This is a genomic window from Moraxella macacae 0408225 (assembly GCF_000320365.1).
Taxonomy (GTDB): Bacteria; Pseudomonadota; Gammaproteobacteria; order Pseudomonadales; family Moraxellaceae; genus Faucicola; species Faucicola macacae.
In genome coordinates, this window is the sequence record NZ_ANIN01000001.1 from 240,510 (window position 1) to 264,436 (window position 23,927).

21 protein-coding genes are annotated in these 23,927 nt (G+C 41.5%); 9 read left to right on the top strand and 12 right to left on the bottom strand.

The genetic code is table 11. From position 1 onward, the window contains the following. Window positions 1-11 precede the first annotated feature (11 nt). From MOMA_RS01120 to MOMA_RS01135, 4 genes are all read right to left on the bottom strand, one after another. A complete protein-coding gene (locus MOMA_RS01120; RefSeq protein ID WP_009501362.1) occupies window positions 12-1,256 on the bottom strand; it encodes an FAD-dependent monooxygenase in 1,245 nt (414 codons plus the stop codon). A gap of 99 nt (window positions 1,257-1,355) precedes the next feature. Then, a complete protein-coding gene (locus tag MOMA_RS01125) occupies window positions 1,356-2,585 on the bottom strand; it encodes an FAD-dependent monooxygenase (protein WP_009501363.1) in 1,230 nt (409 codons plus the stop codon). A 40-nt stretch (window positions 2,586-2,625) separates the two neighbouring features. Then, window positions 2,626-2,829 carry a hypothetical protein gene (locus MOMA_RS01130; RefSeq protein WP_009501364.1) on the bottom strand — a complete coding sequence of 68 codons (204 nt, stop codon included), beginning with the start codon at window positions 2,827-2,829 and terminating at the stop codon, window positions 2,626-2,628. Between the two features lie 46 nt (window positions 2,830-2,875). Further along, window positions 2,876-3,550 carry a hypothetical protein gene (locus tag MOMA_RS01135; RefSeq protein WP_227498077.1) on the bottom strand — a complete coding sequence of 225 codons (675 nt, stop codon included), beginning with the start codon at window positions 3,548-3,550 and terminating at the stop codon, window positions 2,876-2,878. Between the two features lie 316 nt (window positions 3,551-3,866). Here MOMA_RS01135 and carA point away from each other — a divergent pair, with 316 nt between their 5' ends. The 5 genes from carA (at window position 3,867) to greA (ending at window position 10,320) form a co-directional block, all read left to right on the top strand. Further along, on the top strand, window positions 3,867-5,051 hold the full coding sequence (gene carA, locus MOMA_RS01140; protein ID WP_009501366.1) for a glutamine-hydrolyzing carbamoyl-phosphate synthase small subunit: 1,185 nt from the start codon (window positions 3,867-3,869) through the stop codon (window positions 5,049-5,051). Beyond that, window positions 5,048-5,695, top strand: coding sequence for a hypothetical protein (locus tag MOMA_RS01145; protein WP_009501367.1), 648 nt, complete (start codon window positions 5,048-5,050; stop codon window positions 5,693-5,695). The genes carA and MOMA_RS01145 overlap by 4 nt, the downstream gene beginning before the upstream one ends. Before the next feature lie 181 nt (window positions 5,696-5,876). Next, window positions 5,877-6,386, top strand: coding sequence for an isoprenylcysteine carboxyl methyltransferase family protein (locus tag MOMA_RS01150; protein ID WP_009501368.1), 510 nt, complete (start codon window positions 5,877-5,879; stop codon window positions 6,384-6,386). A gap of 23 nt (window positions 6,387-6,409) precedes the next feature. Further along, on the top strand, window positions 6,410-9,637 hold the full coding sequence (carB, locus tag MOMA_RS01155) for a carbamoyl-phosphate synthase large subunit (protein ID WP_009501369.1): 3,228 nt from the start codon (window positions 6,410-6,412) through the stop codon (window positions 9,635-9,637). 206 nt (window positions 9,638-9,843) lie between these two features. Then, a complete protein-coding gene (gene greA, locus MOMA_RS01160; RefSeq protein WP_009501370.1) occupies window positions 9,844-10,320 on the top strand; it encodes a transcription elongation factor GreA in 477 nt (158 codons plus the stop codon). A 73-nt stretch (window positions 10,321-10,393) separates the two neighbouring features. Here greA and MOMA_RS01165 read toward each other — a convergent pair whose 3' ends face one another. Next, entirely contained in the window at window positions 10,394-10,972 is a 579-nt protein-coding gene (locus MOMA_RS01165) for an NUDIX hydrolase (protein WP_009501371.1), read from the bottom strand. 94 nt (window positions 10,973-11,066) lie between these two features. Between MOMA_RS01165 and MOMA_RS01170 the strand changes: the two genes are divergently transcribed. After that, window positions 11,067-11,660, top strand: a complete 594-nt coding sequence (locus tag MOMA_RS01170) for an NUDIX hydrolase (RefSeq protein WP_009501372.1) — start codon at window positions 11,067-11,069, stop codon at window positions 11,658-11,660. Between the two features lie 83 nt (window positions 11,661-11,743). Here MOMA_RS01170 and MOMA_RS01175 read toward each other — a convergent pair whose 3' ends face one another. The 3 genes from MOMA_RS01175 to MOMA_RS01185 all read right to left on the bottom strand — a co-directional run bounded on the left by MOMA_RS01175 (window position 11,744) and on the right by MOMA_RS01185 (window position 14,145). After that, entirely contained in the window at window positions 11,744-12,886 is a 1,143-nt protein-coding gene (locus MOMA_RS01175) for a 5-(carboxyamino)imidazole ribonucleotide synthase (protein ID WP_009501373.1), read from the bottom strand. A 214-nt stretch (window positions 12,887-13,100) separates the two neighbouring features. After that, on the bottom strand, window positions 13,101-13,400 hold the full coding sequence (locus MOMA_RS01180) for a hypothetical protein (protein WP_009501374.1): 300 nt from the start codon (window positions 13,398-13,400) through the stop codon (window positions 13,101-13,103). Window positions 13,401-13,497: 97 nt separating this feature from the next. Continuing rightward, the gene (locus tag MOMA_RS01185; RefSeq protein ID WP_009501375.1) at window positions 13,498-14,145 is read right to left on the bottom strand and encodes a MarC family protein; all 648 of its coding nucleotides are present in this window, start codon (window positions 14,143-14,145) and stop codon (window positions 13,498-13,500) included. 285 nt (window positions 14,146-14,430) lie between these two features. Here MOMA_RS01185 and MOMA_RS01190 point away from each other — a divergent pair, with 285 nt between their 5' ends. From MOMA_RS01190 to polA, 3 genes are all read left to right on the top strand, one after another. Continuing rightward, window positions 14,431-16,254: an acyl-CoA dehydrogenase C-terminal domain-containing protein gene (locus MOMA_RS01190; protein WP_009501376.1), complete on the top strand. Its 1,824-nt coding sequence runs from the start codon at window positions 14,431-14,433 to the stop codon at window positions 16,252-16,254. A 222-nt stretch (window positions 16,255-16,476) separates the two neighbouring features. Continuing rightward, a complete protein-coding gene (locus MOMA_RS01195; RefSeq protein WP_009501377.1) occupies window positions 16,477-17,433 on the top strand; it encodes a polyprenyl synthetase family protein in 957 nt (318 codons plus the stop codon). Between the two features lie 86 nt (window positions 17,434-17,519). Beyond that, window positions 17,520-20,342 carry a DNA polymerase I gene (polA, locus tag MOMA_RS01200; RefSeq protein ID WP_009501378.1) on the top strand — a complete coding sequence of 941 codons (2,823 nt, stop codon included), beginning with the start codon at window positions 17,520-17,522 and terminating at the stop codon, window positions 20,340-20,342. 90 nt (window positions 20,343-20,432) lie between these two features. Here the strand turns inward: polA and fkpB are convergent, their stop codons facing one another. The 4 genes from fkpB to MOMA_RS01220 all read right to left on the bottom strand — a co-directional run bounded on the left by fkpB (window position 20,433) and on the right by MOMA_RS01220 (window position 23,669). Then, a complete protein-coding gene (fkpB, locus tag MOMA_RS01205) occupies window positions 20,433-20,972 on the bottom strand; it encodes an FKBP-type peptidyl-prolyl cis-trans isomerase (RefSeq protein WP_009501379.1) in 540 nt (179 codons plus the stop codon). 122 nt (window positions 20,973-21,094) lie between these two features. Further along, window positions 21,095-21,583, bottom strand: coding sequence for a rod shape-determining protein MreD (gene mreD, locus MOMA_RS01210; RefSeq protein WP_009501380.1), 489 nt, complete (start codon window positions 21,581-21,583; stop codon window positions 21,095-21,097). 73 nt (window positions 21,584-21,656) lie between these two features. Then, window positions 21,657-22,487, bottom strand: a complete 831-nt coding sequence (mreC, locus tag MOMA_RS01215) for a rod shape-determining protein MreC (protein ID WP_009501381.1) — start codon at window positions 22,485-22,487, stop codon at window positions 21,657-21,659. 153 nt (window positions 22,488-22,640) lie between these two features. Next, window positions 22,641-23,669, bottom strand: coding sequence for a rod shape-determining protein (locus MOMA_RS01220; protein WP_009501382.1), 1,029 nt, complete (start codon window positions 23,667-23,669; stop codon window positions 22,641-22,643). Window positions 23,670-23,927 lie beyond the last annotated feature (258 nt).

Genomic DNA, 23,927 nt, shown 5'->3' on the forward strand with positions numbered 1-23,927 from the left:
GCAATGTTGGTTTAGATGCCACTGGCTTGTTTGCTAAAAAACTGCATTAACGGCTTGATTTTACTGACTTTATGCACGCCAACATTGCGGATTTGTTGCACAGGAGCAAACTGTGAACCAAACAGCCAATTTAACCCTGAAAAACTGTGCATCATCATCGCATTATTGGCATAACGTTTGCGCTCATAGCGTTGTAGCGTGCTAAAATCCGCCCAAACTTTTTTGCCACTCCTCTCAAAATCTTTTTGTAAAATGTTAATAAAATCAATGACATCTAATAAACCCAAATTTAACCCCTGCCCTGCCAACGGATGCACCCCATGGGCTGCATCGCCAATTAAGGCTAAGTTTGCTTTTACGTATTGTTTGGCATGTTGAGCGGTTAAGGCAAAACTGGCAATTGATTGAATCTCACTGATTTCACCCAGTGCATAACCACTGGCAAACGCAATTTCATTTGCCAACTCACCGGGCGTTAAAGCCAACAACTGTTTGGCTTTTTCAGTCGGAAGCGACCACACAATGGATTGCCAATGTTGTGGCTGTGCTTGATCCTGTCCATCTGTATCTGCAAGTGGCAACAATGCCAAAATACTGTCGGTTAAAAAAACCTGACGTGCGGTAGCGTTATGCGTTTTGGCGGTTTTAATCGCACAACAAATCGCCGTTTGTGCATAATCAAGCATATCCAAACCAATTCCAGCTTCTTGTCTTACCATCGAACCACGCCCATCTGCACCAATTAACAATTTGCAAGTGTGCGTATCGCCATTATCAAGGCTTATTTGATAGCCTTGTTGCACACCAAGCCAGTGTATTTTGGTAAGTTTACGCCCATTAATCACACGCAAAAATGGCACAATATCGGCATCATTAAAACGCTCATACAAGGCTTTTTCAATGACAAAAGGCTCAATCATACTGCCTAACAATTGATTGGGCTTTGTATTATTACCAAACTTTAGTTCGCCAATACCGTTAATTTGCCATACTTGCATTTGGCAATAATCCGCTTTTCGCCCTGATTGTTGGATATTTTGCCATGCCCCAATTTGTTGCAAAATTTGGATACTGGCAAGGCTTAACGCAAACACCCTAGCATCACGCAACTTAAGTTTTTGCTCCCAATCAGCTGGACTTAAATATGGACGAACATCAATTAACGTAACAGGATATTGACGTTTGGCAAGGCTTAAGGCAAAACTTGCACCGACAATGCCACCGCCAACAACCAAGGTATTATTGTTTATATTCATTACATTCATTGATTAGTTTAACTTAGCTTATCTTAGTTTGGATTACATTTTTTAGATTACATTTTTTTAAATTGCATTTAATACTTTAACAAATTTAACTTAAGACTTTAACCCCATTGCAAAAGTTGCCACCATTGGTTTGACAAACGGTATTTTATCAAAAGCAATTAAACCAACATTACGCACCAGTTTTACCAAAGGGCTGCTATGGGTGAAGCTATAAACCACGCCATCACAGAATAAAATCACGCGTTTTTGATCAGCTTTTCGGCGTTTTGCATAATTTTTTAACAGTGCATTAGCACCAATGTCATCGCCACGCAAAGCCTGCTTGGCAAGCATGGTTGCCAAAGTGTCCGCATCTCGCATACACAAGTTAAAACCCTGCCCTGCCACAGGGTGCAAGGTATGAGCTGAATTACCCATAATCACACAGCGACCAACAACTTGATGCTCTGCCAAAACCTTGACAAGCGGATACGCAGTGCGTCTGCCTGCTGTTACAAAAGCCCCCGCCTGACTGCCAAAAGTATTTTGCAATGCCGCCAAAAAATAAGCATCATCGTCCAAATACCGACGCTCATCGCCTTTATCGCACACCCATACCACCGAGCGACGATAGCGTGTGTTGCCCTTTTCATCACAACCATCACACAAAGGCAATACCGCCACCAAGCCTTTTGGACTAAAGCGTTCAATGGCAATATGCTTGTGCGGTCGATCGCTAATCACCGTCCCCACCACGCCCATCTGCCCATAATCATAAAAACTTGAATTAACCCCAAGCAATTGACGACTCAAGGAATTTTGTCCATCACACGCCACCAATAAATCAGCGGTCAGTGATTGTTTTTTATTGTTTTTTTCAAATGATACCGTTACGTTTTGTTCGGTTTGTTGAATGTTTGTAACCGTTGCAGCGTCCAACAATTCAATCAGTGGGCTGTTTTGTACCGCCAATAACAGTTTGCGCCCAAGCCAACTGTTTTCAATGACATAGCCAAAACTTTCTACTTTTTCTTCGTGTTTGTCAAGATAAGCCTTGCCAAAACCGCCCTGTTCGCTAATTTTTACCCCATCAATCCTACAAGCATGCTGTTTCAACGCATGCCACATACCGATTTGTTGGTAAATTTGTACCGTTCGACGCGAAAGTGCCATATTCCGACTGTCTAAGTAATGAATGTGAGCCTTGTCATCATCAGGGCTTATGCTTGGATAATGGTTTTGCTCCAACAAAGTACTACGAATGCCTCGATACGCCAACAACAAGGCAAATGATAAGCCAACATTGCCACCGCCAACAATGATAATTTTTTGGTTTGTCATACAATCAATTTCTCAAATTCAATGAAATTATTATGCAGCTTTAAGCACTGTCAAATTTTAATCCAAGCACGCCAATGCCCATCATCAACACAAAAAACGCCCCAAACAACAGGCGTTTGGCAAAATTTTTGGCGGTTTTGGCAATGTTGGTTTCTTGAGAAAATGTACCGATTGCAAGGCAAATCAGCCCCGAAACGGTTAACAAAATTCCCACACCAACTGCCAAAAACCCAACATACAACATCGTATTTTACCAAAAACCTTTTTACTTTTTACTTTTACCAAAAAAATTATGGGGTTGGCAACTGTATGCCTGCTTCTTTCACCAATTTTAATAGCATACCACGCACTTGTTCGGCGGATTTTTCTGCCTTTTGTACGGATTTATTGACTTCTGGATTGGAATCTGGTGTGGCGGTTGGATTTTTTGCCATCAGTTGCATGGCATTGCCACTGTCATTGATATTTTCGATCATTTTATCACGCACTTGAGCAACTCGTTTGTCGTTAAATTTTAATGCTTGTAACGTTGATTTTTGGCTGTCTAATTGTGCCACCACTTCTTTTAAAAATTGTTGTTGATCAGCAGGACTGTTCGCCTTCTGCATTTTCTTTTCCAGCTCGGCTTGTTTGGCTTGGGCTTTTTTGTCAATTGCATCTAAGGTTTTAAATAAAAGCTCTAAATCCGTCTTTAATACTGAATTTTTTGCTGTTGGTGCTTGTGCGTTTTCTACTGGTGCTGCTTGACTGGCAACTGCTTCGGTTGCACTTGAGACGGAAGCGACATCAGTGCTTGTAGCAGCACTGCTTGGCACAGCAGATTCAACCGGTGCAGGACTGGAAGCGACTGGTTTTTCGGCAGCTGTGGGCGTTTTTGGATCTTCGGAAGCCTTTGAACAAGCGGTCAAAGCAAGCACAAGTGTAGCGACGGTAAAAATTGGTTTTAACATCATTGGTTTTAACATAACTGTAAGCCTTAAAGAAAAAAAATTGACAATAGTTTAGCAAAATTTTTTTTGCTTGTATGTAGCAGTTATGTGGTTTTGTTGCAAACAAATAAATTTTTCAACCCCTACCAAAGTGCTGTTTTTTCTGCTAAAATATATAAAACCTATACCCAGCGAGTAACAATGAATAACAATGAAATTAAAGATGGTACAGTATGGTTGTTTTTATACGCCACGCCTTATTAATTTCTAAAATTCATTTTTATTCGTTTTTTTATGGCAAAAATTTATAAAACCTGACAAAATTTATAAAAATCAGACAAAAGGCAAGCAGATGACACGCGCAATTTTAGCCCTAGCAGACGGCACAATTTTTGTTGGCACAAGCCTTGGCGTAAGCGGCAGGGCCGTGGGCGAAGTGGTTTTTAACACCGCCATGACAGGCTACCAAGAAATTTTGACCGACCCAAGCTACGCCGAGCAACTTGTAACCTTAACGTATCCGCACATTGGCAACACAGGCTGCAACAGCGAAGACACCGAATCAGGACAAACGCACAAAGTGTGGGCAAATGGCTTGATTATCCGCGATATGCCACTGTTTCACAGCAGTTTTCGCGCCCAAATGTCCTTGCCCGACTATCTAAAACAGCAAAACACCGTGGCAATTGCCGAAATTGACACGCGTAAACTTACCCGCATTTTGCGTGAAAAAGGGGCGCAAAACGGCTGCATTTTAACCGTGAGTGATGATGAAAATTTAGAAACCGCCAAACAACAAGCGTTAAAATTGGCTCAAGAGTACAAGGGTTTAAATGGCTTAGATTTAGCCAAAGAATGCTGCGATAAAAGCGGCTTTGAATGGACGGACGGCACTTGGCAATTGTTGACTGACGCTCAAAAGATAAGTGCCATTGACGTAAAACCAAAGCCTGACGCAATTTATCACGTTGTGGCGTATGATTTTGGCACAAAAACCAATATTTTACGCATGTTTGCTGACCGTGGTTGTCGCTTGACGGTTGTTCCCGCTCAAACCCCTGCCAGCGATGTATTGGCAATGAACCCAGACGGCGTGTTTTTATCCAATGGCCCCGGCGACCCTGCCGCTTGCGATTATGCTATTAGCAACATTCAAGAATTACTAAAAACTGACACGCCGATTTTTGGCATTTGTTTAGGGCATCAGTTATTAGCGTTGGCAAGCGGTGCAAAAACGCTCAAAATGCCCCACGGCCATCACGGAGCAAACCACCCTGTACAAAATTTAGCCGATGGCACGGTGATGATTACCAGTCAAAATCACGGTTTTGCGGTAGATGAAAGCACGTTGCCCGACTGTTTACGCCCCACGCACCGCTCGCTGTTTGATGGCACAAATCAGGGCATTGAACGCACCGATAAGCCTGCGTTTAGTTTTCAAGGGCATCCTGAGGCAAGTCCGGGGCCGCATGATTGTTCGCCGCTTTTTGATAGGTTTGTAATGGAAATGAAAAAAAGTAAAGGAATTTTAAAATGAAAAAATTAGCTTCCGTTTTAATTGGGATTTCTTTATTATCAACCATTGGTTTGTCAACCAGTAGCTTTGCAAATAGCTATAGTCGCTATCCTGCTCCAACATTAACATTAGAGCAAAAACAAATTATTGAAAAACTTACAAATGATTCGGTTACTATGATTGATGCGGGGGCTATATATTCTTTGTTTATGAAAGATATGGTCGCTAAGTTACAATTAAATAATCCGCAGTTAAGCTACTGTTTGGATGATAAATTTAGTAAAACTAGCTATTTTAATTTTAAAAAACAAGAAGTCACCCGATACGTTTTATCCAATGATATATCAAAAGTGCGAAATGATATCAAAATTCTTAGCCCTGAATTGGTTTATGCTGTTGGTAATGTTGTTTCTTTAGGTGTTTCTAGAAAAACTGGTTTAAATACTCAAAACAATCCTAATGAATTTATTTCTGATGAAACAAAAAATAAATTTGGTCAATTATTGTTTGATTTCAGATATCAAAATTTAAGAAATGCCGTATTGTTTCCCACCAAGATATCTAGAAATGATACTAGTGAATTATTAAGTTTAAAAGGTGAAGGTGCAGGATATGAATTAGGTTTAAAATATATGGCTTGGGCATATAAACAATGCGGTTTATAAATTATTTTTACAATTTAACAGTACAAAAAGCCTAATTTATGAAACCCTTGCCAAATCAATTGCCCGACAAATTTAATTTAACCCTTGCCCAAAACCGTTTTTTGGCAAAGAAAAATATTTGCTTGCATGGAATAACGATTTAAAAATAGTGCTTAAAAAGAGCATTTAAAGAGAATACAGTATGACAACCATTTTAATCTTTTTTATCTTATTTTTTATTATTCGCCTAGCCTTTTTAGCCGTTTCCATTAAAAACGAAAAAAACTTAATCAAAAACGGGGCGGTGCAAGTTGGCAATCAAACATCAACGCTACTTGCCGCCGCCCACATTGCGTATTATTTTTTAGCCCTGTTAAATGCGTATTTAGTGAGTGCTTATTTTGATGTCATTTCATTTATTGGCGTGGTGATTGTTTGTATTTCGTTTATGATTTTGGCGGTGATTATCAAACAATTGGGCGAGATTTGGACGGTGAAAATTTATATTGCCCCCAATCATAAAATTAACACGTCTTGGTTATTTAAAACCTTTAAACACCCCAATTATTTTTTAAACATCATTCCAGAATTAATCGGCATTGCCATTTTATGCCATGCGTGGTGGGTTTTAATTATCGGTTTGCCCATTTATGGGCTGATTTTAGCCAAACGCATTCGCCAAGAAGAACACGCCATGCAACATTTATTTTAATTTAAACAAAAAAGGATAAAAAAATGCCAAAACGCAGCGATATCAAATCCATTTTAATCATCGGAGCCGGGCCAATTGTCATCGGGCAAGCGTGCGAATTTGACTATTCAGGGGCGCAGGCGTGCAAAGCCTTAAAAGAAGAAGGCTACCGCGTGATTTTGGTCAATTCCAACCCCGCCACCATTATGACTGACCCTGCCATGGCGGACGCCACTTACATTGAACCCATCACGTGGCAAACCGTGGAGCAAATCATCGCCAAAGAGCGGCCTGATGCCATTTTGCCAACCATGGGCGGACAAACGGCGTTAAATTGTGCCTTGGATTTGGACAAACACGGCGTGTTGGCAAAATACGATTGCGAGTTAATCGGGGCAAGCAAAGACGCGATTGAAAAAGCCGAAGACCGCGAGCTGTTTGACGCCGCCATGAAAAAAATCGGGCTAGAATGCCCCAAAGCCGACGTTGCCAGCACCATGGACGAAGCACTCGCCATTCAAGCCCGCTTTGGTTTTCCTGTCATCATTCGCCCAAGTTTCACCATGGGGGGCAGCGGCGGCGGCATTGCTTATAATAAAGATGAATTTATGGAAATTTGCGAGCGTGGTTTTGATTTATCGCCAACGCATCAACTTTTGATTGACGAAAGTCTCATCGGCTGGAAAGAGTATGAGATGGAAGTGGTGCGTGATAAAAACGACAATTGTATCATCATTTGTTCCATTGAAAATTTTGACCCCATGGGCGTGCATACGGGCGATTCCATCACCGTTGCCCCTGCGCAAACCTTGACCGATAAAGAATATCAGCTCATGCGCAACGCTTCCATTGCCGTTTTGCGTGAAATTGGCGTGGAAACGGGCGGCTCAAATGTGCAATTTGGCATCAACCCCAAAGATGGGCGTATGGTGGTGATTGAAATGAATCCGCGCGTGAGCCGTTCGTCGGCACTTGCGAGCAAAGCGACGGGCTTTCCGATTGCCAAAATTGCTGCTAAATTGGCGGTGGGCTTTACCCTTGATGAACTTAAAAACGACATCACAGGCGGTAAAACCCCTGCCAGTTTTGAGCCTGCCTTGGATTATGTGGTTACCAAAATCCCACGCTTTAATTTTGAAAAATTCCCCAAAGCCGACCCCGTTTTGACCACACAAATGAAATCGGTGGGCGAGGTGATGGCAATTGGACGCAATTTTCAAGAAAGTTTGCAAAAGGCACTCCGTGGGCTTGAAACTGGGGCAACGGGCTTTGATGAAATTTTTACCGAACGCACGCCAAATGACAAAATTTTAAGCGAAATTAAAGCACGCCTTACCACGCCCACGCCAGAGCGGATTTTTTACATTGCCGAAGCGTTGCGATTTGGCATGACGGTGGAAGAAATTTTTGCTCTGACCCATATTGATTTGTGGTTTTTGGTGCAAATTAAAGACATTATTGACAGTGAAAATTGGGTGAAAACTTTGGGGCTGTCCGATTTAACCGCCGAAATGTTTACGCAATTAAAACGCAAAGGCTTAGCGGATTTACGCCTTGCCAATTTGATGGGCATTAGCGAAAAACAGCTGCGTAAAAAACGCTGGTCGCTTGGCGTGTATCCTGTTTACAAACGCGTGGACACTTGTGCGGGCGAATTTGCCAGTGATACCGCCTATATGTATTCCACTTATGATGAAGAATGCGAGTCTAATCCGAGCGAGCGGGATAAAATCATGGTGATTGGCGGCGGGCCAAATCGCATCGGGCAGGGCATTGAGTTTGATTATTGCTGCGTACACGCCGCCCTTGCCATGCGTGATGACGGCTTTGAAACCATTATGGTTAATTGTAACCCCGAAACCGTTTCAACCGATTATGACACGTCCGACCGCTTGTATTTTGAATCGGTAACTTTGGAAGATGTGCTAGAAATTGTCCGCATTGAACAGCCAAAAGGCGTGATTGTGCAATACGGCGGGCAAACGCCGCTAAAATTGGCGCGTAGCCTAGAAGATGCAGGCGTGCCGATTATTGGCACAAGCCCAGATGCCATTGACCGTGCCGAAGACCGTGAGCGGTTTGCTGCCATGATTGCCAAATTGGGGCTGCGTCAGCCGAGCAATGCCTTGATTAAATCGGCCAGCGAAGGGGCAGCGGCGGCCGCTAAAGTGGGCTATCCGTTGGTGGTGCGGCCGTCGTATGTTTTGGGCGGACGCGCGATGGAAATTGTCTATAATGAAGACGAATTAAACCGCTATTTGCGTGAAGCGGTGCAAGCGTCGGATAAATCGCCCGTATTGCTTGACCACTTTTTGGACGATGCCACCGAAGTGGACGTAGATTGCGTGAGTGATGGCAACACCGTGGTGATTGGCGGGATTATGCAGCACATTGAGCAAGCAGGCGTGCATTCTGGCGATTCGGCGTGTTCCATTCCGCCGTATTCATTAAGCAGTAAAGTGCAAGATGAAATGCGCCGCCAAACCATTGCGATGGCAAAAGAGCTTGGCGTTGTCGGTTTAATGAACGTGCAATTTGCCGTCAAAGACGATGTCATTTATGTGCTTGAAGTGAACCCCAGAGCCAGCCGTACTGTGCCGTTTGTGTCAAAATGTATTGGCGTATCACTGGCAAAAGTGGCAGCCCGTGCGATGGCAGGCAAAAGTTTAACCGAGCAAGGCTTTACCGAAGAAATCATACCAAAGCATTTTTCGGTAAAAGAAGCGGTGTTTCCGTTTGCCAAATTCCCCAAAGTTGACCCAGTGCTAGGCCCTGAAATGAAATCCACAGGCGAGGTGATGGGCGTGGGTGAGACCTTTGCTGAAGCATATTATAAAGCCATTATTGCATCAGGCGATCGCTTGACAGGTTTACCAACCGATGGCGAGCTCAAAACCGTGTTTATTTCGGTGCGTGATAGTGATAAAGCAGGGGTGGTAGAGGTTGCCAAACAAATGGCTCAATATGGCTTTAACATCGTAGCGACCAGTGGCACACACAAAGTTTTAAGCGAAAACGGCATTGTATGCCAAAAAGTCAATAAAGTAACCGAAGGACGCCCACACGTTGTAGATATGATTAAAAATGGTGAAGTTCACTTAATCATCAACACCACCGAGGGCAAACAAGCCCAAGAGGATTCATTTGCAATTCGGCGCAATGCCTTGCAACAAAAAGTGTTTACCGCAAGCACACTCAATTCTGGTAAAGCAATTTGTCAATCGTACAAAATCACTTTGCCGTTTGATGTGTATAAACTGCAAGATTGTTGATTATTCAAGATTGGATTGTTCATGTTGGTTTGTGATGATTGGTGATTGGCATGAAAATTTTATGTGCTTAACATAAAAAAACTTGCAATTTATTAAAAATCACTTACAATATTAGCAAATCTTATCAAACATGCCACGCTAGGTAACAACTGTTATCTGGCTTGGTTTTTTTATGTAAAAGAAATATTTGCAAAAATGGAGTAAATATGCAACGTTATCCCATGACCCCACAAGGACATCAAGCCCTAGAAGAAGAGCTAAAACACCTAAAAACCGTAGAACGCCCACGCATTACCGCCGCCATCGCCGAAGCACGCGAACACGGCGATCTCAAAGAAAACGCCGAATACCACGCCGCTCGTGAACAGCAAGGTTTATCCGAAGCTCGGATTCGCGACATTGAAGCAAAACTTGGTGGCGCAGAAATCATCGACATCAGCAAACTGCCACAAGATGGACGCGTGGTTTTTGGTGTTACCGTTGTCATTGAAAATTTGGACACTGAAGAACAAAAACGCTACACGATTGTCGGTGAAGACGAAGCGGATTTTAAAGCCAATAAAATTTCAATCAATTCACCAATTGCACGTGGTTTGATTGGCAAAACCAAAGGCGATGATGCAAAAATCCAAACACCAAGCGGTGAAGTAGAATACGAAATCGTTGATGTGATTTACGCTTAACCCATCGATGCCAAAGTTTTAAACCCAATACGCTAATTTTATTGGGTTTTTATTTTACTGGGTTTTTATTGTTTTAACGTTTTATTGTTTTAACGCTTTGCAATAATAAATTTTTGTCAATGGTCTGACGGTGCAAGGGAAAATTGCCCCATGTTGAGCCATTTTTTTTATCTGCAAAATAATGGTGCAAGGTTTGAGTTACCGTATCAAACGCCAATTCATCGTAAGGAATTTCATGCTCTAAAAACAATTGACATTCCAAACTTTCCTCGCCCACACCAAATTTTCCTTGTTGCAAATCACCGATAAAAAACGCATGAATATCACCCAATGCAGGAATGTCATACAAGCAATACAATTGCAAATTTTCACCAATCGCACAAGCCTCCTCCCAACACTCACGATTTGCACCATCTTGCATGGTTTCACCAAGCTCCATGAAGCCTGCAGGCAAAGTCCAAAAACCGTAGCGCGGTTCAATCGCACGGCGACATAACAGTACTTTTTCATCGTAAATTAGCAAACAACCATTGATCACTTTTGGATTTTGGTAATGAATATAACCGCAACTTGGACAAACAATCCGTTCACGACTGTCGCCCTGCGGTATCGCATACTCCGCTTTTGTGCCACATTGCAAACAAAAAGGCATGACTGATCCTACTAAATTTGGTTAAAATGATGTGTCATGGTATCATACTTTTGACAAAGTTAAAGCAAAAATCTAAAAAACAAAAATCTAAAAAATGATCCAAACCACATTTAAAAGCCCCCTATTAAAACAGCTGGCCTTGCGCTTAGCAAACCGCCCTATCTCGCCAACCTGGCACCAATATGCCGTGCTTGTTGCCATTACCAATGAAACCTATCCAAAAATTCTTTATACCTTGCGTTCTGGTCAACTTAATCATCATTCAGGTGAAGTGTCATTTGCAGGAGGCAGGCGCGAGGCAACTGATGTGGATAATCACGCAACCGCCCTTAGAGAAACGTGGGAAGAAACAGGAATTTTGCCAAGTGATGTAACGATTTTAGGTGAGTTGGCATTGCACCATACTCAACAAGGCATACCAGTCTTACCTGTGGTAGGCATAATACCGCCTGATTTGGTGTTAACGCCTCATGTAGGTGAAGTCGAGCGGTTATTTTGGGCGGATTTGCGTGGGTTGTTGGTGCAAGATTTGGTAAGTTTTAGCAAACAATATCATCAATTTAACGTAACAACTTCAGCATTTATCATTGACAACGAAACAGTATGGGGACTTACGGCTAGAATCACCGCAAGTTTACTGGAAGTTGGCTTTGATAGAAAAATTGTGATTGATTTTAGCGTGGTTTGACAATTTACCTTTTATATTGGTTGCTTTTTTTTGGATTTTGATAACCGCTTCGTCTAAACTTGATGGCTTATAAACTTACAGACTTAGTCTGAATTTAATAAGGCTTCTACTTTTGCAACCGTTTCATTAAGTTTGTCTGTATCGGTTGGCATGATGGTAATGTGTGCAATTTTTCGCCCTGCGTTTTCTTGTTTGTCATAACCGTGATAATGCACGCCGTCAAGGGCAAGTATTTGCGTTAGATTTGGATACTTGCCAATCACATTTAACATCACAGACGGTTTGACAATACGCGTATCGCCCAAAGGCAAGCCTGCCACTGCTCGCATATGGTTTTCAAACTGGCTGCACACTGCCCCCTCAATGCTCCAATGCCCAGAATTATGCACGCGTGGTGCAATTTCATTGGCAATTAAACCATCGCTAGTAACAAACAATTCAAGCGTTAACACACCAACATAATTCAGATGTTCCAATAGTTTTTTGATGTTGTCTTGTGCTTGATCGGCTAACTGCTCTACATTGGACGCAGGAGCGGTGGTTTTTGCCAAAATACCGTTGCGATGCTCATTTTCAACAAGCGGATAATAGCGAATTTCGCCAAATTGTGAACGCACCGCAATGATCGATACTTCGCGATCAAAATTGACAAATTGTTCTGCAATTAATGGAGCGGTTGTGGTTGCATCGCCTAACTGCGTCCAAGCTGTGTCAATATCTTGCACCGTTTTAATCACAAACTGACCTTTGCCATCATAACCGCCGCGCGTGGTTTTTAGCACCAAGGGCAAGCCTAACGTATCGCACGCATTTTTTACATCGTGTTTGGTGCTAACGGCGACAAACGGCACGGTTTTGATATTAAGTGTCTTAAATAAATGTTTTTCTTTTAAGCGATCTTGAGTGATAAATAGTGCTTGTGAAGGTGGGAATAAGCCTGTTTTTTCTTCCAAAAATTTAGCAGAACTTAAGGGTGTATTTTCAAATTCTAAACTAAAAACATCGCACGCATCTGCAAAATCATCTAGTTGCTCTGTGCTGTATACTTTACCAAGCAAACGTGCAGGGCAATTTGGCACATCTTCTAAAAACACACAACGAATGCCAAGTGGCAACGCAGACTGTGCAAGCATAAGCCCTAATTGCCCACCGCCCAAAATACCGATGGTTTTAACAGAATGCTTAGCGTGATTAACGGTGTAAAAATTGGCAGTTGAGATTGGCATTGTGAACTCTTTTGTGTTTTAGGTTTACGGTGTTAAATTTATGGTGTTAATATGGTGTTAATATGCTGTTAATATGGTGTTAAATAGCCGATGGCTGGATTTTTGACAAAAACAAAAACGCTTGAACGTTAATCGTTTCAATCGTTTTCAATCGCTCGTTTTCAATCACTGTTAAATTTATTTAACAAACAAGCCTAACGTTGCTCGTTCATTGTCAACTGAATCGCTCAGGCTCTTCGTCATAAACATGAGCGTGGTATTGAGCAATTTGTTTTTGCATAAAACTTTGCATCGCCGCTTGTATCATACTTTGTCCGATAAACTGGATATCACCGCCCAACATGTCTTGAATTTCTTGGGAAAATTCAATGCTTAACAAGGGTTCAATATTGTCATTGGCGTGCATGGGACGTAATACCATTTTACCGCTTGTTTCTTGCACAAATTCCAACAAAGTTTCTTGCGGTGCGTGCGGTGTGTCATCAAGGTTTGATTCATGGCTTGAATGTTGCATAATCAGTTCTCTATAGTATGTGTCATCTTAGTGTGTAAAAAACATTATACCACTCGTTTTACCATAATAAGGCTTTTTTTGCAAAAATCAAGCACGATTAAGCCAACTGTGGAAACAACGAACGCAAGCCTGCCACAATAATCTCTACCGCCACAGCAGCCAACAACATACCCATAACACGGTTTAACACGTTTAGACCCGTATCACCCAAAAAGCGACTGACGCGCCCTGCAGCCATAAACGTTCCATACAAAATTAAACTAATAATAAAACCTGCAACCAACAGTGCAATTTTATTGCCCCAACCATTGCCACTGGCTGCATAAATAATCACCGTTGAAATGCCACCAGGACCAATAATCATCGGAATGGAAAGTGGCACAACCGCCATTTTAGTCCCTTGAAACGCCGATCCTTGCACCTCTTCTGCGTTATCCACATTTGGTTTGGCAATATTACCCGCCCCATTCATCATACCGATGGCAATTAACAGTACCAACAATCCGCCCGCCACACGAAATGAACCAAGCGAAATACCCAGCCCTTGTAAAATTGCCTGCCCTGCTATGGCAAAAATCGCAATAGAAATAAATACCGTTACCGCTGCAATGAGTGCCACTTTACGCACCTGTTCGCGTGTGCCACCTTTGGTGATATCCAAAAACAATGCCAACGAGGCCGACGGATTAACCAACACCACTAAGGCCAAAAATATCTTAAAAATCGGAATTTGTTCTAATAACATAAGATCACTGTTTTTATTTGTTAAGCTGAATTTGTTAAGCCAATTGCTATTTTAACATATTTTAACCGCAGTTTAAATGATAACTTTTATTAATAATAAATCTATTTTTTTATGAAAAAAAGTTATAAATAGCGTTTTTTTGCTGTGCTTTTATCCAGATTTGTTTATACTAGGTTTGTTATACAAAAAACATTGAACATTTATTAAATTAAGTATTTATTAAATTAAGTATTTATTAAGTTTTACAAGATCAAACATTTTACAAAATCAAACAAGGATATCTGTATGGCCTTAACTTATAAAGCTCCGCTGCGCGACATTCGTTTTTTAATCAACGAAGTGTTTAATTACCCAGAGCATTACAAAACCCTAAAATCAGGTGAAAATGCCGATCCTGAAACTGTGGATATGATTTTAGAAAACGTGGCTGATTTTTCCACAAATGTGCTGTTGCCTTTGTATCAATCAGGTGATGCCGAGGGCTGTCATTTTGATAACGGTGAAGTTACCACACCAAAAGGCTTTAAAGAAGCCTATAACATGTTTATTGAAACAGGTTATCAAGGCATGGGTTATCCTGAAAAATTTGGCGGATCGCACATGCCTGCATCGCTAAATTTGATTAAATCTGAAATCATTTCAACCGCCAACTGGTCATTTCAGATGTATCCTGGTTTATCGCTTGGTTGTATGAACACCATCATGCAATACGGTTCGCAAGAACAAAAAGACAAATATATGCCAAAATTGGTAGAGGGTGCTTGGTCGGGCACGATGTGTTTGACTGAAGCACAATGTGGCACGGATTTGGGACAAGTCAAAACCAAAGCCATTCCAAATGATGACGGCAGTTATGCACTGACAGGCACAAAAATCTTTATCTCGGCAGGCGAGCATGATTTGACCGAAAATATCATTCACATTGTACTGGCAAAATTACCCAACGCCCCTGAAGGCACAAAGGGCATCTCACTGTTTATCGTACCAAAATTTTTGGTAAATGATGACGGTTCGATCGGCGAACGCAATGCGGTAACGTGCGGTTCGATCGAACACAAAATGGGGATTAAGGCTTCAGCGACTGCTGTGTTAAATTTTGACAACGCGAAAGGTTATTTGATTGGAGAACCACACAAAGGCTTAAAAGCCATGTTCACTTTTATGAATACCGCTCGTGTTGGCACTGGCATTCAAGGTCTGGCTCATATGGAATTAGCCTTTCAAAACAGTCTACCTTATGCCAAAGAACGTCGCTCTATGCGTGCATTATCAGGCAAAAAAGAACCAAACCAAGCCGGTGATGCAATTATTTATCATGCCGATGTTGCCAGAATGCTATTAACTCAAAAAGCTTTTAGCGAGGGAGCACGCTCGATGATTTGTCATGCTGGGCGTTATGCAGATAAAATGACCGAGGCCAGTTTTGCAGGCGATCACGAAAACTTTGAAAAATGGGACGAAAAATTAGGCTTTTACACGCCCGTGCTAAAAGGATTTTTAACAGAATTAAGCATTGAAAGCACCAAACATGCCATGCAAATTTTTGGTGGACATGGCTATATCAATGAATGGGGCATGGAGCAAATTGCCCGTGATGCACGTATTTCTACCCTTTATGAGGGCACAACAGGCGTGCAAGCCTTGGATTTGTTAGGGCGTAAAGTGCTGCTCCAATCCAAAGGCAAGGTGGTATTGGATTATACCGCCAACATCATGCGTTGGTGCAGTGAGTACGCACTTGATAAAGAAATGCGTAAATACGCTTGGGCGTTAACCAAATATTGTGCCGAATGGAATACCCTAACCGCACGCATCATGCTCACTGCACGCAAAGATCGCGACATCGTCTCAGCCGCCTCAGATGACTATCTTATGTATTCAGGCTATGTCATGATGGCATATCACTGGGCAAGAATGGCCGCCGTTGCTCACGATAAACTCAAAAAAGGCAATGGCAAAGAAACCAAAGCATTTTATCAAGCCAAAATCAAAACCGCCGAGTTTTATTTTGAAAAACTGCTACCCAGAGCATCAGGATTGTCCGAAAGCATGTTAACTTCAAGCGAAACCATGTCGCTTGATTTGGACAGCTATAGCTTTTTGGATTAAAGCTCACCATAAAAAATAAAATTTGGTAAAAATTTGGTAAAATTGCTTGTGATGAATTGGTTTTTTTTCACAAAATCGGTTACACTTCATTTTACCAAAACGCACAAACTGCTCTTTTGCAAACTGCTCTTTTGGGCGGTTTGTGTTTTTTGACAATCAATCGTTTTTGACAACCCATAAATCACCCACAAACTTAAACCATCTGTAACGATGACTTACATCATGAACTCAACCACTTTTAGCACCTTTTCTAAAGCCATTATTCAGCAACACGAAGCCGATATCATAACCTTTATCCGCGACAAAAACTTGCCAGAACCGCTCAACAATGCCTGTCTATACGCCATGACTGGAGGCGGTAAGCGTGTGCGACCATTGCTTGTTGCCAGTACTTATTACAGTCTGATACCGTATCAGCCAAGCGATTTTCAAGCAAGCAGCTCTCAAGCAAACAATTTTCAAGCAAAAACAACCCAACCGCCCAAATACACTCATATGCGTTTGGCTATGCTTGCTGTTGAGTTGCTACACGGTTATTCATTGGTGCATGATGACTTACCGTGCATGGATAACGATGATTTACGCCGTGGCAAGCCCACCACGCACGTTAAATTTGGTGAAGCCTGTGCTTTGTTGACCGGTGATGTGCTACAAACTTTGGCATTTGAAACGCTTTGCGATCCAGTGATTAGCCAAAATCACAAACTTGGCGGTGCGTTACTTGCCAGTTTTGCCCCAAGAGCCAGAAGAATGGTGATGGGGCAAATGTTGGATTTAAATGGTGAAAACAAACAATTAAGCCAAACTGAACTTAAGGCCATTCATCAAGACAAAACAGGGGCATTGATTGAAGCGGCGGTATTGATGGGCGGTATCTGTGCCAATGCCAATCATGCACAATTGCACGCTTTAGAAGTTTTTGCCAAAAACATCGGACTTGCTTTTCAAGTGCAAGATGATATTTTAGATGTAACCGCCAACACCGCCCAACTTGGCAAACCCGCTCACAGTGATGAAAAATTGGATAAATCAACATACGTCAAACTTTTAGGTGTAACCGATGCCAAAAATTACGCCCAGTGTCTATTTGACAATGCCAAAAATACCTTGATTGATGAGTTTGGCAACAATCATTATTTAATAGATTTGGTAAATTGGTTGTGGCAACGCAACCATTAACCTTAGATCGTTAAGCTTAGATCGTTCATTTTACCAATATCGTTTTACTAATATTATTTTTTAATTTTTTTTAAAAGCAACCAATCATGACTCAACAACCAACCGCCTTATTAGACACCTCACATGTAAATTTTGAACAACCGCCGTTTGTTTTGATCGACGGTTCTTATTATTTATTTCGCACGTTTCATGCATTGCCAATTGACATGAAAAACAGCCAAGGCCTACACACCAATGCCATTCGTGGCACACTCAATGCGATAAACAAACTCATAAACCGCTATCAACCTACGCACATGGCCATTGCGTTTGACACAAAATCACCAACCTTTCGACATAAATTATCGGCTATTTATAAAGGCGATCGCCCAAAAATGCCCGAAGAACTTGCCGAACAAATTCCATACATTCACCGTATGATACAAACGTTAGGCATTAAACTGTTATGTCAAGAAGGGGTTGAAGCTGATGACATCATAGGCACGCTTGCCCATAAAGCCTGTAAGCAAGGACATCATGTCATCATTTCCACAGGCGACAAAGACATGTGCCAACTGGTAAACAATGCCATTTTGGTGGAAAACAGTTTTGATGACAAGCGTTACAATGTACAAGGCGTACAAGAAAAATTTGGAGTTGCCCCTTACCAAATCGTTGATTATTTAACCTTAATGGGCGATGCATCCGACGGCATTCAAGGCGTAGCAGGCATAGGCGAGGTAACCGCCAAAAAACTGTTAACAGAATATCACACAATTGACAACATTTTAGCCAATATTGACAAACTCAAAGGCAAACAAAAACAAACCTTAATTGACAGCACAGACAGCATTCGTTTGGATAAAAAGCTGGCAACCATTATCACCGATTTGGATCTGGTTACCGATTGGAATGAATTCAAATTACCCACCGATCCGAGTTTTAATTTTGCCCAAAAAACCGCAATTTTTACCGAATTGGAATTTAAAGCCGAACTTAAATCACTTGAGAAATTGGCAAACCAAGCCGATCAACCGTTAAGCAACAAGCCAACCCTAAACCAAAAAGCCAACAAGCAACCGACCACAAAAACAAACCACACAACCATTGACAACGAGGAGGATTTTTTAAACCTTGTTAGACAGTTAGAACGCACAACCTGTTTTGTCATAGCCACCACAACCACCAATCTTAATTGGCAAACTGCACACTTGACAGGCCTGGCGTTTGCATTCAATCCCCATCATGCTTATTATATACCAATCAATCATGTCAATGATGTAGGTGAACGACTTAAATCACAATTAAGTGCAGATTTTGTGTTGTCAAAGTTAAAAAACTTATTAGAAAATCCAAATATTGCCAAAATCGGACACCACTTAAAATACGACAGTCATATTTTGGCAAATTACGGCATTAACTTAGCCAAAGACTTAGCCAACTGGCAAACGGATATCATGCTTGCAAGCTATGTGCTTAACACAGTTGCCACGCGTCATGATTTAGACGATTTGGCGCGTCATTATTTGCATAAAACCATCACCAATTTTACCGATTTGGTGGGCAAAGGAGCAAAACAAATGAGTTTTGCCAAAGTGGATTTGGCAGTTGCCAGTCAATATGCGTGCGAAAATACGATCATTACCTGGCAATTGTTTGAACTTTTTAACAAGCAGTTAACCGCTAATGACAAACAATTGTTGCACAAAATAGAAATGCCAATTGCTCAAATTTTATGCCATATGGAAGATGCAGGCATTTTGCTTGACAAATCTTTTTTAACCAAACTTTCTGTTGAATTTGACCGTCAAATCCAACAATTAGAAAGCACCGCCCACGCTCAAGCAGGTGAAACGTTTAATTTGGCAAGTCCAAAACAGTTGGGTGAAATTTTATTTGATAAACTCAAATTACCAGGCGGTAAAAAAACCAAAACAGGGCAATATTCTACAAGCGAACAAATGTTGATAAAAATCGATCACGAACTGGTCGATACGATATTGGCGTATCGCGGTTTGGCAAAACTAAAAAGCACCTATACCGATACCCTGGCAAAGGCGTCTGATAGCCAAAACCGCGTACACACAAGTTATCATCAAGCCTTAACCAGTACAGGGCGCTTGTCCTCTACCAATCCAAATTTGCAAAACATTCCCATTCGCAGCCACACAGGACGACTTATCCGCCAAGCCTTTATTGCACCAACGGGACGAAAAATTGTATCGGCGGACTACTCACAAATTGAACTGCGTCTGATGGCACATTTTGCCAACGATCCTGCATTAATTTTGGCGTTTAATGAAGGGCATGACATTCACCGTGCAACTGCCAGTGAAATTTTAAACAAGCCTTTTGATGCCATTACCAATGAAGAGCGCCGCCAAGCCAAAGCGGTAAATTTTGGACTACTATACGGTATGAGTGAGTTTGGTTTAGCAAAACAATTAAGACTTAACAAACAACAAGCCCAAGATTATATCAGGCGCTATTTTAGTCGTTATCCGGCTGTTAAATCCTATATGCAAGCTACGAGACGGCTTGCCTATGAGCAAGGTTTTGTTACCACGATTTTAGGCAGAAAAATTCACATTCCAAACCTAGAAAACAGCAACGCCCTAATACGCCAAGCAGCAGAACGTGGCGCAATTAACGCACCGCTACAAGGTTCAGCCTCAGACATCATCAAACTTGCTATGTTGGCGGTGGACGATATATTGCCAAAAGACAAGACCAAAATGTTGCTGCAAGTGCACGATGAATTAATCTTTGAGGCAGATGAACACAAAGCTTATGAAATTGGTGAATTAATCAAAAACACCATGCAAAACGTGTTTTGTGATACCGCCAAAAAGTTGGGTTGGCAGGTGGATTTTGCCGTACCACTGTTGGTAGAAGTTGGCGTGGGTGATAATTGGGATTCTGCTCACTAATCAACTTAACTTAGCGTTAAAAATCTTAGCATTAAAAATCTTAGCGTTAAATTTTTCTACACAGACAATGTAAATAAACAAGTTATCAAGCTAGCCCAATTGCACCGCTTGGCTGTCTTTTGGTGTTACCTTGATAATTTTTACTTTAAACAGCACATTTTTTCCTGCTAAAGGGTGATTAAAGTCTACTTTAACAATTTCATCGCCAACTTCACACACCACGCCAACAAGCGTGCTTTTGCTTTTATCTTCAAATTCAATCATCATGCCAATTTCTGGTTCACCACTTAACGCAAAATCGCTTTTGGCAAAGCAGCGTACATTGTCAGGATTGCCCTCACCGAAAGCCTCGGCGGGTGATAAATGGGCACTGCGCGTATCGCCTGCAGTCAGATTTAACAGCACCTTTTCAAAACCCTCCAACAAACTGCCATCACCCATCACAAATGTTACAGGATCAGGACGTCCAAAAGTACTGTCAATCAACGTACCATCTTCAAGGCTTACCTCAAAATGCAAGGTTACTCGGCTGCCGTGAGTAATGCGCGTTTGTTCGTTTGGCGTTACGATATCGCCAAGTGGCTGATTTTGCAATTGGTTTTGCAATTGGTTTTGCGAATGATTTGTCATTATACTAAATACTCTTTTTAAATATGTTAAATTTTTAAATATGTTAAAACAGGTTATGGTTAAATGCAATGCTTTTGTTGCAATGCTTTATGTTACGGTGTTTTATGTTGCAATGGTTTTGCTTAAACCGTGTATTTAACCAAAACCGCGACCAACACCGGCCATAACATCACACTTAACAGCATTGCAAACAATAATTGTGGAGCAAAAATCCCTTGAGTGAAAAAATGCAAAAAAATCAACGCCGATTGATACAGCAACAAACACGCCACCGCCAACAACCACACCAATCCTGATGACAACTGCTTAAGATAGCCACTGATAAACTTGACAAAAAACGCAACCAACACCGCACATAACGCTTGTTGTCCAAGCCGACTGTCCGTCAATAAATCCGCCAGTAACCCAACAAAAAATGCCAAACCCACACCAATCAATGTTGGCTGAAAAACCAACCAAAAAATAAGCACCATAACAAGCCACATCGGACGAAACACCGCGATGCTGGCATTGAGCGGATAAACACTAAAAATAGATGCCACCACAAAACTAAACGTCATTACGCTATATAAATGTACGGACGATTTTTTATGGGCGTGGGAATTTTGCATAGCGAACTCGTATTTGCTTATTCTTGGTGCTTGGTTTTTTAAGCCCTTGGCTTTTTAAGCCTGGTTTTGACGCTTAGTTTTTTGGCAAAAGCAACAACACATAGGCGGTATTGACAAAATTTGCCGTTGGCGTAACGGTGATTTTGGCATAACCCCCTGCTTGTTCATCTTCAATTTTTGCCACACGCCCAACCAAAAAACCCGCAGGAAAACGCCCTCCAAGCCCTGATGAAACCAATTCATCACCAACTTGTACATCGGTTGCTTTAAAAATATAATCAAGCGACAAATATTGTGGACTGCCCTTGCCTGTTACAATGGCATTTTGCCCGGTGCGCTTGATACTTACCGCCACTGATTGTTGTTCATCACTTAACAACAACACGCGACTTGTATGCTCATATACATTTAGCACCTGCCCCAAAATTCCCTTTTCGTCAATCACAACTTGGCCGATTGCCACGCCGTCTTTTGTGCCTTTATTAATCACAATCATTTGGCGCAGTGGGTTGCTATCTGTGCCAATGGTTTTTGATGCAAGCATTAGGTGAAATTGGTTAGGACTTGTGGTGGATAAAATGCCTTGTAAGCGAGCATTTTCGGCGATCAAATAATCTTGTTTTTGTAGTTGCCCTTTAATGTGTAATAATTCTGCCTTTAATTGGATATTTTCACGGCGCAATGTTTCTTTATCGGTCATTTTACTACCAAGCCACGCCACAAAAAAATCCGGATAAGCCGACATCTGATAAATCGGTTGCATAGATGCGTGTGCCACGTTACGAATTGGCTGAAACAGTTGAGAATTTTTGCTGTCTAACAACATTAACACAATGGCAAAAAATACCACAATCGCAGTTTTGCGCAAAGTTAACGGTTGATGACTAAAAAGAGTTAACGACATAATCAATCACATGGTTTTTTAAAGACTACTTTAACCAAAACTTAATACCCTAACACCCAAATCCTAACAAAGAAACCGCCAAATATAGCGGTATCTTTTTAGCACTGGTTTTTACACAACGGAGGTTTTTACACAACGGATTTCACACGGTTTTTAAACAAAAATCATATTAAGCGATTTGTTATTAATAAAATCAAGTGCCTTACCACCGCCACGTGTTACACAAGTGAGCGGATCTTCTGCAACAGTTACAGGCAAGCCAGTTTCACGCGAAATTAACAGATCAAGGTTACGCAACAATGCACCACCCCCTGTCAACACAATGCCACGTTCAGCAATGTCTGATGACAATTCAGGAGGGGTTTGTTCTAAAGCAACTTTTACCCCTGCCAAAATCCCTGACAATGGATCGCTTAAGGCTTTTTGAATTTCAGTTGAGGTAACCGTAAAGGTTTTTGGTACACCCTCTGCCATACTGCGCCCACGCACTTCCACCTCAAGCACGGTATCGCCTTTTTCCTCGATCGCAGTGCCAACTTCCACTTTGATGCGTTCAGCTGTGGTTTCACCAATCACACAACCGTGCGTACGACGCACATGGGTAATAATCGCTTCATCAAACACATCGCCACCAATGCGAATAGAATCAGCATACACACAGCCTGACAATGCAATCACTGCAATTTCAGTTGTGCCACCACCAATATCCACCACCATAGAACCGCTTGCATCATGTACCGGCATACCCGCTCCAATCGCAGCCGCCATCGGCTCTTCAATCAGTAATGCTTTGTTTGCCCCTGCAAACAATACCGCTTCACGAATGGCCTTGCGCTCCACCAGTGTAGATTTACAAGGCACACACACAATCACATCGGTATTGGTCATAAAACGCTTTGCACGCACTTTATTGATAAAATGCTTAAGCATTTTTTGTGTTACTTCAAAATCTGCAATCACCCCATCTTTTAACGGACGAATGGCGGTAATATTGTCAGGCGTACGCCCCAACATTTGTTTGGCATCAATGCCCACAGCAGCAACCGTTGGATTTTGGGTGCGGTTACTACGCAACGCAACAACCGTTGGTTCATTTAACACCACGCCTTTGTTTGGGGCGTAAATCAAGGTGTTGGCCGTTCCCAGGTCAATGGCGATATTGTTTGAAAAAAATCCGAACATGAAACATTTCCCAGTGAAAAACACTGCAAATAACGCAGAGCAAAAGTTAAAATAAATAATGGTAAATTATACCGCTAAACGGTGATAAAATATAGTAATTTTATCAAAAACCAACATTTACACGGTTTTTTTATAACAAAATGTTAAAAATTGCTAATTTTTGCTAAAATTTTTAATAAAATATCCATCAACAAAATCAAGTGATTAAAAAATTATAAAATTTCACGCCTAAGTTTTGTAAAATTTGTTAAAATAGCG

Bases quoted from the DNA above. Each gene is read 5' to 3' on its own strand.
- MOMA_RS01145 (WP_009501367.1), top strand. From the start codon at position 5,048: ATGAAAAAATTAGCTTCCGTTTTAATTGGGATTTCTTTATTATCAACC.
- fkpB (WP_009501379.1), bottom strand. From the start codon at position 20,972: ATGACAAATCATTCGCAAAACCAATTGCAAAACCAATTGCAAAATCAG.
- greA (WP_009501370.1), top strand. From the start codon at position 9,844: ATGCAACGTTATCCCATGACCCCACAAGGACATCAAGCCCTAGAAGAA.
- MOMA_RS01175 (WP_009501373.1), bottom strand. From the start codon at position 12,886: ATGCCAATCTCAACTGCCAATTTTTACACCGTTAATCACGCTAAGCAT.
- MOMA_RS01220 (WP_009501382.1), bottom strand. From the start codon at position 23,669: ATGTTCGGATTTTTTTCAAACAATATCGCCATTGACCTGGGAACGGCC.
- MOMA_RS01120 (WP_009501362.1), bottom strand. From the start codon at position 1,256: ATGAATATAAACAATAATACCTTGGTTGTTGGCGGTGGCATTGTCGGT.
- MOMA_RS01130 (WP_009501364.1), bottom strand. From the start codon at position 2,829: ATGTTGTATGTTGGGTTTTTGGCAGTTGGTGTGGGAATTTTGTTAACC.
- MOMA_RS01170 (WP_009501372.1), top strand. From the start codon at position 11,067: ATGATCCAAACCACATTTAAAAGCCCCCTATTAAAACAGCTGGCCTTG.
- MOMA_RS01135 (WP_227498077.1), bottom strand. From the start codon at position 3,550: ATGTTAAAACCAATGATGTTAAAACCAATTTTTACCGTCGCTACACTT.
- carB (WP_009501369.1), top strand. From the start codon at position 6,410: ATGCCAAAACGCAGCGATATCAAATCCATTTTAATCATCGGAGCCGGG.
- mreC (WP_009501381.1), bottom strand. From the start codon at position 22,487: ATGTCGTTAACTCTTTTTAGTCATCAACCGTTAACTTTGCGCAAAACT.
- MOMA_RS01195 (WP_009501377.1), top strand. From the start codon at position 16,477: ATGAACTCAACCACTTTTAGCACCTTTTCTAAAGCCATTATTCAGCAA.
- polA (WP_009501378.1), top strand. From the start codon at position 17,520: ATGACTCAACAACCAACCGCCTTATTAGACACCTCACATGTAAATTTT.
- carA (WP_009501366.1), top strand. From the start codon at position 3,867: ATGACACGCGCAATTTTAGCCCTAGCAGACGGCACAATTTTTGTTGGC.
- MOMA_RS01165 (WP_009501371.1), bottom strand. From the start codon at position 10,972: ATGCCTTTTTGTTTGCAATGTGGCACAAAAGCGGAGTATGCGATACCG.
- mreD (WP_009501380.1), bottom strand. From the start codon at position 21,583: ATGCAAAATTCCCACGCCCATAAAAAATCGTCCGTACATTTATATAGC.
- MOMA_RS01180 (WP_009501374.1), bottom strand. From the start codon at position 13,400: ATGCAACATTCAAGCCATGAATCAAACCTTGATGACACACCGCACGCA.
- MOMA_RS01150 (WP_009501368.1), top strand. From the start codon at position 5,877: ATGACAACCATTTTAATCTTTTTTATCTTATTTTTTATTATTCGCCTA.
- MOMA_RS01125 (WP_009501363.1), bottom strand. From the start codon at position 2,585: ATGACAAACCAAAAAATTATCATTGTTGGCGGTGGCAATGTTGGCTTA.
- MOMA_RS01185 (WP_009501375.1), bottom strand. From the start codon at position 14,145: ATGTTATTAGAACAAATTCCGATTTTTAAGATATTTTTGGCCTTAGTG.
- MOMA_RS01190 (WP_009501376.1), top strand. From the start codon at position 14,431: ATGGCCTTAACTTATAAAGCTCCGCTGCGCGACATTCGTTTTTTAATC.